Annotated in this window: 9 protein-coding genes and 1 pseudogene; 7 read left to right on the forward strand and 3 right to left on the reverse strand. The window is 63.8% G+C overall.

What is annotated here, in order from left to right; all coding sequences use genetic code 11:
• Positions 1-8: 8 nt before the first annotated feature.
• The 3 genes and pseudogenes from RDV64_RS17535 to RDV64_RS23885 all read right to left on the reverse strand — a co-directional run.
• Positions 9-1,052: a sensor histidine kinase gene (locus RDV64_RS17535; protein ID WP_309196251.1), complete on the reverse strand. Its 1,044-nt coding sequence runs from the start codon at positions 1,050-1,052 to the stop codon at positions 9-11.
• On the reverse strand, positions 1,049-1,837 hold the full coding sequence (locus RDV64_RS17540; protein WP_309196252.1) for an ATPase domain-containing protein: 789 nt from the start codon (positions 1,835-1,837) through the stop codon (positions 1,049-1,051). The genes RDV64_RS17535 and RDV64_RS17540 overlap by 4 nt, the downstream gene beginning before the upstream one ends.
• A gap of 85 nt (positions 1,838-1,922) precedes the next feature.
• Positions 1,923-2,495, reverse strand: a pseudogene (locus tag RDV64_RS23885) (ATPase domain-containing protein); the annotation flags it as partial.
• A 167-nt stretch (positions 2,496-2,662) separates the two neighbouring features.
• Between RDV64_RS23885 and RDV64_RS17550 the strand changes: the two are divergent.
• From RDV64_RS17550 to RDV64_RS23890, 7 genes are all read left to right on the forward strand, one after another.
• Complete coding sequence (locus RDV64_RS17550) at positions 2,663-6,964, forward strand: chemotaxis protein CheB (RefSeq protein WP_309196254.1); 4,302 nt, start codon at positions 2,663-2,665, stop codon at positions 6,962-6,964.
• A gap of 39 nt (positions 6,965-7,003) precedes the next feature.
• Positions 7,004-7,375, forward strand: a complete 372-nt coding sequence (locus tag RDV64_RS17555; RefSeq protein WP_309196255.1) for a response regulator — start codon at positions 7,004-7,006, stop codon at positions 7,373-7,375.
• A 527-nt stretch (positions 7,376-7,902) separates the two neighbouring features.
• Positions 7,903-8,772 carry a DUF305 domain-containing protein gene (locus tag RDV64_RS17565; protein WP_309196256.1) on the forward strand — a complete coding sequence of 290 codons (870 nt, stop codon included), beginning with the start codon at positions 7,903-7,905 and terminating at the stop codon, positions 8,770-8,772.
• 15 nt (positions 8,773-8,787) lie between these two features.
• Complete coding sequence (locus RDV64_RS17570; protein ID WP_309196257.1) at positions 8,788-9,555, forward strand: MauE/DoxX family redox-associated membrane protein; 768 nt, start codon at positions 8,788-8,790, stop codon at positions 9,553-9,555.
• 395 nt (positions 9,556-9,950) lie between these two features.
• Complete coding sequence (locus tag RDV64_RS17575) at positions 9,951-10,766, forward strand: SDR family oxidoreductase (RefSeq protein ID WP_309196258.1); 816 nt, start codon at positions 9,951-9,953, stop codon at positions 10,764-10,766.
• Positions 10,759-12,033, forward strand: coding sequence for an AGE family epimerase/isomerase (locus tag RDV64_RS17580; protein WP_309196259.1), 1,275 nt, complete (start codon positions 10,759-10,761; stop codon positions 12,031-12,033). Before RDV64_RS17575 ends, RDV64_RS17580 begins: the two co-directional genes overlap by 8 nt.
• A 387-nt stretch (positions 12,034-12,420) precedes the next feature.
• Complete coding sequence (locus tag RDV64_RS23890) at positions 12,421-12,612, forward strand: recombinase family protein (protein ID WP_375143762.1); 192 nt, start codon at positions 12,421-12,423, stop codon at positions 12,610-12,612.
• Positions 12,613-12,642: the final 30 nt, after the last annotated feature.

The raw sequence follows: 12,642 nt of genomic DNA on the forward strand, positions 1-12,642 counted from the left end.
TGGGGGCCTTATTTCTGCAGTTTGAAACTTAGGCGGCAACGGACGCCGGTTGGTTCGTAGGACAATTCTGTCTCTCCATTCGGCATAGCCGACTTGATGACTGTCGTACCGAAGCCTTCACGCTCCGGAGCGATGACTTGAGGGCCGCCCATCTCAGCCCACAGCAACATGACCTTGCCGCCTGCATCGTGCGACCAAGTAACCGCGACGCGGCCCTGCGGCGTCGAGAGAGCGCCATACTTGCGCGCATTGGACGCCAGTTCGTGCATGACGAGCCCAAGCCCCGTCGCCTGATCGCTTGCCAGACTGATGTCGGGTCCCTCCAACGTCAGCACGCCGCGCTCGTCCGGCGTCAGCAGGCCGCCGGCTGTCGCCTCGATAACGAGCTTCAGCGGAGCCGCTTGCCAGTTGCCCTCGCGCAGCGCGTCGTAAGCTCGGGAAAGCGCGTTCATCCGCGCCCGGAAAGCGGTCCGGAATTCTGCGGAGTTGCCCGCAGCCGCCTCCGTCAGGATCCCGAGCGACGAAACCATGGAGAAGACGTTCTTCACCCGGTGACTCAGTTCCTCGAAAAGAACGTTGGCATGGGTCTCGGCGCGGCTGTGTTTCTCGATCAGATCGGCAAGGTCGTACTGCCGGCGTCGCGCGACCAGCGCACTTTGGACAGCCGTCGCAATCTCCAGGATGCTGCTGGGCCGGATGAGAACCGTGATCGGCTGCCCGTCTCGGGCGTCCAGGAGCCGGCGGGCCCAGCGCTCCGCCTGAATTTCCGATTCCCCCAGCAGGACGACAGGCGGGGCGGACCAAAGCGGCTCCCGCGTCAACAGATCGATCAGCGCATCGAGCGTCGCGGGCGTCATCGCCTCGGCGGTCAGAAGGAAGGCCCCAACCTCTAGCCTGTGCGCGCTCCGTAGCTGGCAGTCGAGTGAAGCGCGCCGAGCAACGTCTATCGATCGCTCCAGCAGGATCTGCTCGAGGACGGATGCATCGCGCGCGAAAGGGGCAAGAACGACGAGGCGTTCCGAGCGCACGAGGTCGCCCTGATCCACCGTCACGACGCCTCGTCGTTGACAGCGTCACGGGTGACACCGAACGCTCCCTCGATCGGGCGGATCGTCACGCCGGGCGGGTCGATATGGAGAGCGCGGATGGCTCGGGAATGCGGTCCGAAGCGCTTCTTCCCCACCCAGATGGAGCGGCCGATCTCGCCATCCTGGCGATACTGCGACAGCCGGATCACGTTGTCAGTCAGGAAGCTGAAATCAATTTCGGATTGGCCGGCCTGCTGTTCCGCGGACTCGTTCAGCGTCAACACGGTGGCAACGCCCATCTGCTTCAGCGAATTGAGCAGCGCGTTGAACTGCGGCAGCAATTCGCCCCCCGCGCGCAGGGTCCGGACGAAGCCTGTCAGGCTATCAATCACGATCAGGCGAGCGCCCTCCTCGACGACATTCTCGATCCGCCGGAAGAGCTGCCCCTGGGTTATTTCGGTCGGGTTGAATTGCTCCAGATGCAGCAGCCGCTTGTCGATATGGCCCTTGAAATCCATGCCGATGTCCTGGGCCCGACCGAGCACGTCGTCGTACAACTCCTCGAACAGAAAGAAGCCCGCCTTGATGCCCCGCTGCGCCGTTGCGTCGACCAGCTTGGCCGACAGGATGGACTTCCCCGCGCCCGTGTCTCCGATGATGAGCGTGGTGCTGTTGCCGGGCAATCCGCCGCCCAGAAGCTCGTCGAGGGTCTCGTCTCCCGTCTTGACCTCCCAGTTTTCCGTCTCGCGTCGCTCCCCGCGCGGAACGAGGCGGGGAAACACCGCGAGCCCGCCTTTCTCGATCGTCATGTCGTGAAAGCCTTCGAAGAAGGGGCTCCCGCATCTTGATGACCTGGAGGCGCCGGTGCGTCACGCCGAATTCCGGCGTCGTCCAGTCCAGCCGGATGGTGCCGTGTGTGGTCAGTTCGGTGCTCTCGACCGTTCCCAAGCCGTCGAACGCCTCGATCAGAAGGGCCGTCGTCTTCGCCTTCGAAAGGGCGGTCTTCAGCCCCAGGATCGCGCGGCGGAAGCGCAGCATCGACGTGCTGATGAGGCGCAGTTCCGCGAGACTGTCGATGACGACGCGGCGGGGTTCGTGGTCCTCAATCCGCGCGACGATCCTCTCGATCAACTCGGCGAGCTCCTCCTCCGACGTGTGCAGGACCGTTTGGGTGTGCGACACGTCGCTCACCTCCGACGCCAGCAGCTCGACGATCTCGATGCCGGACAGGTCCAGCCCGTGCGAGTTTGCGATACCAATAAGTTCGCCGCGGGTTTGCGAAAGCGTGAGGTAGAGGCATCTACCCGCTTCGTCCGGCTCCACCCCGGCCAGAAGAAACTGGAGCGCAAGGGTCGTCTTCCCCGTTCCCGGCCCGCCTTCGACGAGATAGACATGCTCCGCTTCCAGGCCGCCCTGCAGGATGCTGTCGAGGCCCTCGACCCCTGTGGAAATCCGCTTCGCCAACATTGTCCTCCGTCCTGATATGAGGGCCGCCGGCTGTCATACTCACGTTTCTTCGGGAGGTTGCTTACGCCGTCCTTCTTCTCGATAAAGCAGGTGGTGCGGGAAGTGAACAGGACACCGAGCCTGCCTCTCTAGGCGAGCCTGGACGGATCCACTTCAGCGTATAGCGGATGACTATCTGGGAGCGCTGGGAAGATGATGCGCCGGACGCAATGAACAGGCTGCCGCCCATTGTGGGAATAGGATCCTCCGCCGGCGGTTTGGAGGCCCTGAAGGAACTCGTCCACGCGATCCCGGACGACAGCGGGATCGCGTTCGTGATCGTGCAGCACCTTGCGCCCGACCAGCCGTCGCTGATGGACAAGCTGCTTGGCGATCACACTGAGGTTCCCGTCGTAAGAATTGAAGACGGCATCGCGATCGAGCCCGACCATGTGTACATCATTCCGCCGGGGCCGTTCCTCGAGATCGAGAAGGGCCGTTTCCGGCTCATCGAACATGCGCGCGAAGAAGGGGTGCGCACCCCGATAGACCGCTTCTTCACCTCGCTATCGGAGGCGGCGGGCCGCCAGGCGTTCGCCGTCGTCCTCTCGGGCACGGGATCGGACGGCACGATGGGCGTGCGGGCGATCAAGTCGCACGGCGGCATCGCGCTGGTGCAGGAGAGCCGGAACGCGAGATTTCCCGGAATGCCGGACAGCGCCGCCGCCACCGGCCTTGTCGACTTCGTTCTGAGGGCCAGTGCCATACCTGGCAAGATCATGGAGATCGTCAACCATCGTGCCGAGATGGAAGAGGGGATCGGGCGCCAGGCGCTCCTGGACGAGATCGAGGAGCGGCTCGATGAGCTCCTCGACCAGCTCGAGACCGACGCCGGCAACTCGTTCTCCGGCTACAAGCCCGGCACGCTCGTGCGGCGTATCGCCCGCCGGATGACCCTGCTGCGGCAGGGGACCGTCGACGGATATCTCAGAACACTGAAGCGGCAGTCGGAAGAGCGGGAGCTTCTGACTCAAGACTTCCTGATCGGCGTGACGCAGTTCTTTCGCGACCCCGAAAGCTTCGACGACGTGAAGTCGAAGGTACTGCGGGACGTGTTGAACAGCGAGGCCGCCTCCTTCCGGATATGGGTCCCCGGCTGCTCAACCGGCGAGGAGGCCTATTCGCTCGCAATCATGGCGCGCGAACTCGCCGAGGAGACCGGCGACAAGAGGTCATGGAAGATCTTCGGCACCGACATTGACCAGGATGCGCTGCGTCACGCCCGCAACGGCCGTTACCCTGAGGCTTCCCTCAAGGGCATGACCGAAGCCCGCCGCGACAGCTTCTTCCACGGCTCGGAAGGATACTGGCAGGTCGACCCGCGTCTTCGCGAGATGTGCGTGTTCGCGCCGCACAACCTGTTGCAGGATCCCCCGTTCTCCAAGCTCGATCTGATCTCCTGCCGCAACGTGATGATCTATCTCAGCGCCGACAGTCAGGAGGCGCTGCTGCCGAGATTCCATTACGCCCTGAACCCCGGCGGGTTTCTGTGGCTCGGCCCATCGGAGACGGTGGGTAAGGGCGAAGGTTTCTTCAAGTCTTTAGACCGGCAGGCCCGAATTTTTCGCCGGGACGATCGGGCCAGACCGGGTTACAGCGCGCTCGGCCAGGTTCAGCCCAAGCCGCGGATGCAGAAGGCCCCGCAGGTGGGTAGGGCAATCTCGCAATTTGCGGGGAAGCCACGGGCGGCGGACGACATCGCCGCCGTGTCCGAGGACGCCTTCATGAAGCGGTTCGCCCCGGCCTTCGCGACGATCAACCGCCAGAACGACGTGGTCTACGTATCGGACGCGATGTCGTCCTTCGTGAAGCCGTCGCGCGGGGCAACGAGCGTCGCCCTTGATGATTTCCTCGCACCCGAACTCAGGCTGCCGTCGCATTCCGCGATTGACGAAGCCCGCGGGACGGGGACGGACGCCCAGATCAGGAACGTCGTCGTCGATATCGGTGACAAGCCGAAGATGTTCGACCTTCGCGTCTCTCCGGTATCCGAGGACAGCGACTTGATGCTGCTCGCGCTGACCGAGGTGCGGCCGGCGGAAGAGGGCGACCTTGGCGAGGCTGGAGCGACCCGGCGGCGGGACAGCGAGGCCCAGGAACTCGCCCTGACCCGCAAGCGCCTGTCCACGCTGGAACGCGAATTCGAAGGCGCCGAGCAGGAGCTCAGAAGCGCCAACGAAGAACTCTTGAGCATGAACGAGGAGCTGCAGAGCTCCAACGAGGAGCTCGAGACCAGCCGCGAGGAACTGCAGTCGATCAACGAGGAGCTGGAGACCATCAACGCGGAACTGTCGGAGAACAACCGCCAGCTCGTCCGCGCCAACAGCGATCTCCAGAACCTGCTCGAGAGCACCGACATCGCCACGCTTTTCATCGACCAGAGCGACTGCGTGCGGCTCTACACGCCCGAGGTGCGCAAGCTGTTCGGCGTGCAGGAGCGCGATATCGGCCGTTCGATCCATGACCTTGCGCGGCATGTCGACTATCCGGGCCTCAAGGATGATGCCGAGGCGGTTCGCCGGACGCTGCAGCCGATCGAACGAGAAGTCCGCATCGACGCGACCGACGAAACCTTCGCCACCTGGTTGCGACCCTACCGGACCGTGGACAACCGCCTCGACGGCGTGGTCGTCACCTTCGTCGACGTTACGCAACGCAAGCGCAGCGAACGACAGCTGGAGGAGAACGCCAAAACACTGCGCGAACAATATTCGGAGCTCGAACAGCTTTACGATACCGCGCCGGTGGGTCTGAACCTGCTCGACCGAGAGCTGCGTTATCTTCGGATCAACAGCACCCTGGCGCAAATCAACGGGTTTCCGGTCGATGAGCATATCGGTCGCATGCAGGAGGATCTCCTGCCGGCCGTCCACACCGAAATCGCGGAAATCCAGCGGCGCGTGATTGAAACGGGCGACCCGGCGCTCGGCCTGAAGGTCGAGACCGAAACCCCGGCCGAGAAGGGCGCGAAGCGTAACTTCGTCGTGGATTTTTATCCGGTGCGCGACGGGGACGAGATTTTCGCCGTTGGGTCCTGCGTCCGCGAAGTCACCCGCGAGAAGCAGTTGGAGCGCGACCTCGCAGCGGGTGCTGTTCGCCGGGAGGTGGCCGTCGAGGCCGCAGGCCTTGGCGTCTTCGAATGGCTGATGGACGAGGATCGGGCCATCTGGGAAAACGACCGAATGTACGAGATTTTCGGGCGACCCAGCGAAGAAGGCCCACTCTCGCTAGACGAATTCGTTTCGAACATGCTGCATCCCGACGACCATGAGGTCATTAAGTCTGCTGTCGAGACAGCCCGGCGAACCGGCAACTTCGACGTCAGCGTGCGTATCCGCAGGCAATCGGATGGCGAGCAGCGGCACATCCAGTATTATGGCCAGATAGAAGCACGGGGCGACAACGAGCAGAAATGCCTGATGGGCGTGATTGCCGACGTGACCGATCTGCGCCGCGCGCAGGAGCGCGACCGCGAGGATCGCAACCGCCTGCAAAGGCTCCAAGACAGCCTGAGCGCCTTTGTCGGGCTGCTCGACACCGAGGGCACGCTTCTGGAGGCGAACGCTGCCGCGCTCGAAGCGGGCGGGATCGCTGCGAAGGATGTCATCGGCCGCAAGTTCTGGGATGCGTCTTGGTGGTCGTTCAGCGAGGAGTCGAAAGACCGCCTGAAGGACTCCGTCGCCCGCGCGGCCAGGGGTGAGAGCCTGCGCTATGACGTCCCGATCCGCGCGGCGGGTGGCGAGACGCTCATCCTAGATTTCCAGCTGGTTCCGATCTTCGACGACGATGGGAAGGTGACGGAAGTTGTCCCCTCCGCCATCGATGTGACCGAGCGCGTCCGCGCGGAAGAGCGCAAGGACGTCCTGCTCGCAGAACTCGAGCATCGTGTCAAAAACACTCTGGCCACCGTCCAGGCGGTCGCGCGCTTCAGCAAGCGATGGGCCAAGGACAAGGAAGACATGGCGCGCGGCCTGAATGACCGTCTCGCCGCGATATCGCGCACGCATGATGCGCTTACCGCAACCGATTGGGAGGGCGAGCACCTCAAGGCGCTACTGCGTGCGGAACTGGCCCCCTACGCAGACCCCGACGGCGACCGCTTCCGCTACGTTGGAGACGATCTGTTGCTGTCGCCCGGCAATGCGCTGCCCGTCGGTCTGGCCATTCACGAGCTGGCAACCAATGCGGCGAAACATGGAGCCCTGCTTCACGAGAATGGACGGATCGAGGTCACCGTGAAGGCGGATGGACGCCAGCTTCAACGCCTCGAATGGCGGGAGATCGACGGGCCGAGCGTCGAGCCTCCCGAGGCGAATGGCTTTGGCATGTTTCTGATCGGCACTCTGCTTGAACGGGAACTGAAGGCGACTGTGAGCGTTGAATTCAAGCCGGCCGGCTTTTGCTGCGTCATAGAGCGGAATAAAAAATGACGCCGTGAAGGCGCGCTACAGCGAAGGAAGCTTGGACTGATGTCGCTGCGCATAATGGTCGTCGAAGACGAAGTGCTGGTCGGCATGGATCTGGTCATGCTGCTGGAGGATTGGGGGTATTGTCCGGACGGGCCCCATGCTTCCGTACGGGAAGCGATCGACGCGTTCGATAACTTCGAGCCGCAGGTCGCCATTCTCGACATGAACCTCGGCGGGGGTGAATCGAGCATCCCGATTGCCGAAGAGTTGGTAGCCCGCGGTATCCCGTTCGTCTTCCTGACAGGTTACACGCGATTGAATCTGTCCGGAGATCCGCTGACGAAAAACGTACCGACCATGAAGAAGCCAATTTCAGAGGACGATCTCCGTTCCACGCTTAGAAAGCTGAGCGAACAAGTGAGTGTCGACTAAACTGAAGCACCGTCGCCTCGGCTCGGAGATGGGGTGTCTTGACTCAAACGGCAGTCCGGCGTGCCGAAAAACCACCAAATGCCGCACGGCCGTCATCGGCGGTGCACGCGAGCTCCCCCTGTACCAGAACGGCCGCGATACGCTCTATCGCCTGCACGGGACGCAGGAGGCATATTCCATCGGCCGCGCAAATCGGCAACGGCGAGCCGTATTACTCCAACATGCCGGCGTTCGAGGCCGTCCTCAGCGACGAGGATATCGTCGCCGTGCTGTCCTACATCAAGAGCCGCTGGCCGCCAGACGTCCGGGCTCGGCATGCCGAGGTGAATGCGCAGATGACGGCTCGGCCGTAGCGAGCCTACGCGTCACCGGCTGTCTGGTGGTTGAGTCCGTGGTCTCTGCCCGGAAAGCCATCACAGCGCCGGCTCGCTTGGTCGAGCGGCTCGGATCAAGGGGCGCGTCCGGCTTTCCCGGAACCGAAAGTGAGCCCCATGCCTTCTCTTTAACGATCCGCAGGGTGAACAAGTATGTCCTACATCCGCTTTGGCGCGATGATCCTGACGTCGACCGTCGTCATGTTCGTGCTGATGTATCTCAACACCTACCTCTTCGCCCACGTCTTCTTCTCCGAGACGCGCACGTACATGGCGATCCTCATGGGCGCGACGATGGCGATCATCATGCTCGCCTTCATGCTGGGCATGTACACGAACGCTCGCGCCAACGCGGCGATCTTTGTGAGCGCCGCAGTCGTCTTCGCCCTGTCGCTGTGGCTGGTGCGCAGTCAGGTAACCGTCGGCGACACGTCCTACATGCGCGCGATGATCCCGCACCATTCCATCGCGATCATGACGTCGAGCCGCGCGAACATCTCCGATCCGCGGGTGCGCAAACTGGCGGGCGACATCGTCTATGCGCAGGACAAGGAGATCGCCGAGATGCGCTACCTGATCGACGCCATCGACCGCGGCGGCGACGGCTCCGAGGAGGCGGCGCCGACGGCGGTCGTGGTCACCTTGGACGAGGCGCTCGCGACCGCCGATCTGCCGGCGCTCGACCCGCAGTTCATCTCCGATGCCGAGATGGCCGAGGGCCTGCCGGCCGGGGCGCAATGCACCTTCACATACACCGAAGGCAGCCCGCCGGTCCTGGGGCTGGCCGGAGACGGGTCAGCCCTTGTCAAAATCAGCGGCGATCTGGTGCGCCTGGAGGCGGAGCCTTCGACGCTGGTATCGGGCCCCACGGCGAGCGCCCCCGGCATCACAATGGAGATCGGCGGCCCGGGCGACGAACCGCTCGGCGCCGCCCGCAGCACCCGGACCGAGGCGACGCTGACGCTGACGCTCGAGCGGGGCCTCAACGTTGGTTACATCGGCACCTACGGCTGTGCCGCGTAAGAAGGAACGAGGACGATGCAGCAGCAAGTCTCGACGAAGACGGCCACCCTTTACCGGATGGTTATGCCGGAGCACACCTGCCCCTTCGGGCTGAAGTCGAAGGATCTCCTGGAGCGGCAGGGCTACGCGGTAGAGGATCACCACCTCGAAACGCGGCCCGAGACGGACGCCTTCATGGAAGAGCACGGGGTCAAGACGACGCCGCAGACCTTCATCGGCGGCGAGCGCATCGGCGGCTATGACGATCTGCGAGTCCATTTCGGCATCGACCCGCCGAAGGAAGAACAGAGCGACACGACGTACCAGCCGGTGATCGCGATCTTCGCCGTCGCCGCGCTGCTCGCGCTCGGCCTGTCCTGGCATCAATACGAGAATCCGTTCACGTTGCGGGCGGCAGAGTGGTTCGTCTCGCTGTCGATGACGATCCTCGCAATTCAGAAGCTGCAGGACATCGAGAGCTTCTCGACGATGTTCCTGAACTACGATCTCCTCGCCAAGCGCTGGGTCCGCTACGGCAAGATTTACCCCTTCGGCGAAGCGCTCGCCGGCATCCTTATGACGGCGGGGGCGCTTGTCTTCATCTCGGCGCCCGTCGCCCTCGTCATCGGCACGATCGGCGCGGTCAGCATCTTCAAGGCGGTCTATATCGACAAGCGGGAGCTGAAGTGCGCGTGCGTCGGCGGCAGCTCGTCGGTGCCGCTCGGCTTCGTGTCTCTGACGGAAAGCCTCATGATGATGCTGATGGGCATTTGGATGCCGCTTAAGGCATTCGTTCTGTCGTGATGACCGGTGAAGCGGACGTCAGCGTTTTTTAGCAGCGAACAGGAGCACGGCTCGGGCCCGCGTTGAGCCGCGCAATCCCATTACGGCCTTCCAGACCGGCGATAGTCCGGTGAAGCGCCGGCGGCGTCAGGCCGAGGTCGGTTGCGATCGATGAGTGCATCTGGCCGGCCGGAAAAGCCGCGGGCGGATCGCAAGTGCGGCAAGGCGTGCCATGACCCGCTATTGGCATGGAACCTTAAAACACTCGTCTCTGATGAACTTTTTTCGCAGGAACGGACCAGAAGGCGCGCCGTTTCCTGATCATACAGCGCCGCGATGCAGCATCGTCCTGCACGCGGCCACAGATCGACCCAGCGGCAATTACCGTGCTTGCCCCGAACCTTTGAAAGACACTCATGACCGAGAAAATCGACGATTTAATGCCACCCGTCGAATACATCACCGAGGACTACAAGGGTGCGAACAAGCTGAAGGACAAGCGTGTCCTGATCACCGGCGGCGACAGCGGCATCGGCCGCGCGGTCGCCCTGCACGTGGCGCGTGAGGGGGCCAGGGTCGCCATCCTCTACCACAGCGACGAGGACAGCGCCCGGAAGACGCGTGAAGGCATCGAGGCCGAAGGGGCCGAAGCGCTTGTCCTCCAGGGCGATACCGCGGACAGCACGAGCTGCACCGATACCGTGAACGCCGTTGTGGCCAAGTGGGGCGGCATTGATGTTCTGGTGAACAACGCGGGGCTCCAGAAGCCCTACGCCTCCCAGGAGGACATCAGCGACGACGACTGGCGGATGCACTTCGCCGTCAACATGGACGGCATCTTCTATACGACGCGCGCCGCGCTGAACCACATGGGCGAGGGCGCCAGCATCATCAACACAACGTCCATCAACGCGTTCGTGGGCAACGCCGACCTGGTGCCATACACGGCAACAAAGGGTGCGATCGTCGGCTACACGCGGGCGCTGGCCCTCCAGCTGATTGATCGTGGCATCCGCGTTAATGAGGTCGCGCCCGGGCCGGTCGCGACCGAAATCCAGCTGGTCTTCAAGGACTACGACGAGGACATGCTGAAGAACATGGCCTCGCCGATGGGGCGGATGGGCCAGCCCTACGAGCTCGGCCCGGCCTACGTGTTCCTCGCCTGCCGCGACTCCAGCTTCGTGACCGGCCAGACCCTCCACGTCAACGGCGGGATGATCGCCAATGGCTGACGCCGCGCCCCCTGTCGAGGGAGGATTTGCTGCGTGGGCGGACCTCGACAGCCATCGCCGCTGGCTCCTGGCGGAGGGTCAGCGCCTCCTCGATCACTATGGCGGCGCCCGCGTGCCGGCAGGCTTCGCCACCCTCGGCAACGACGGCACCATGGTGGACGACACCGCGCAGGGAATCATCACGGCGCGCATGGTGCATTGCTATGCGCTGGCGTCCCTCATGGGGGTCCCCGCGACCGCGCCACTCGCCGATCACGCGCTGGACGCGCTGCTGGATGGTCCCTTGCGCGATCGCCGGCACGACGGCTGGTTCGCCGATGCGTCAGGATCCTCGCGGAAGAAGGCGTACCTGCACGCTTTCGTCGCGCTGGCCGGAGCCTCCGCCGCGATGGCGGGACGGCCGCGCGGCACCGAGCTGCTTCAGGCGGCCGCGAGGGTGATCGACGAGCGCTTCTGGATCGCCGGAGAAGAGGTGCTGCAGCCGAGCTTCGCCGCGGACTGGACGGACCCTGAAGCCTACCGAGGCGCCAACTGCTGCATGCACGGAACGGAGGCATGCCTCGCGCTCGCCGACGCGACGGGCGAGGATCGCTGGCTGGACCGCGCCCTGTCGCTCGCCCGCCGTTTCGGTCACGATATCCCATCCGCCCACGATGGGCGTCTGCCGGAACACTTCGATCCGGACTGGACGCTGCTGCCGGACTACGGTGCGGACCTGCCGACCGACGACACCCGCCCGTTCGGCCTGACGCCCGGACATTTCGCGGAATGGGCGGGCCTGCTCCTCAAGGTCGAGGCGGCCTGTCTCACGCGTGGGCGCACGGCACCCGAATGGCTGCTCGGCGATGCCGTGCGCCTGTTCGACAACGCGATGGCGCACGGCTGGGCGCCGGACGGCAAGCCGGGCATGGTCTACACCATCGACTGGGCCGACCGGGTTTCAGTGCCGAACCGAGCCTACTGGGTGCAGGCCGAAACCGCGAATACTGCGCTGATGCTGATGCGGCGCACCGGCGAGGCGCGGTACGAAGGGGTCTACCGCATGGTCTGGGACTACATCGCCGCAACGCTCATCGACCGCACGGCTGGCGGCTGGAGACAGGAAGTCGACGCCGACGGCACGTTGAGCGGCGTGGTCTACCCGACGCGCGAGGATCTTTATCACGACTTCCAGGCGACGGTGATCCCGTTGATCCCGGTATCGGCGTCAGTTGCGGGGGGACTGAGGGCGCAGCATTCTGAGCGGATAGACCGGCTGGCCGCTTGAAATCGGTAACATCGCGGCGTCATCCACACATGCGACGGGCCACTCGCGATGTGCCGCGCTCGCGAGCCTCCATTCTGCTACTCCGAAACTGCCGCCTCGGTGACAGGCCGGGCACGTTGCATCCACGTCGCCCCTTGGCTTCACGGCCTCTGTTAAAGCGTCCCCGCAGCAGCTCTAAGATACCTGGCGAGGCCGCTCTGAAATCCGTTCTGAGACTCAACTCTGCAGACCGGCCAGGCCAGGGCACTCGCTTTGTAGTAGCCGACGAGGCGGAGAATGTTCGCTCCGGGACCCTCTCCCTCCGCCACTCAGCAAGTTCGAACCGTTCTCTGCTCCTCAATCGGGCGTCGAAAACGCCACGGCGCGCGCGCTGTGGCGCGAAAGCTGATGACTGCACGATCAGCCCTTGAGCCAATCATCGTGGATGTTCAGCGCTCGGGTCGAACCAGTCTGCGCGCCATCGCTGAAGAGCTGAACGAATGCGGCATCGTCACACGACGGGGAGGGCGGTGGTACGTTTCGAACGTCCGGAACCTTCTCGGGAGGCTGGGTCGAAAGCAGGCGGGCGCTGGACGATAAAACAGACAAGGCTGATGTCTTTCGTGGAGG

This window comes from Acuticoccus sp. MNP-M23 (genome assembly GCF_031195445.1).
In the GTDB taxonomy this organism is placed as follows: domain Bacteria; phylum Pseudomonadota; class Alphaproteobacteria; order Rhizobiales; family Amorphaceae; genus Acuticoccus.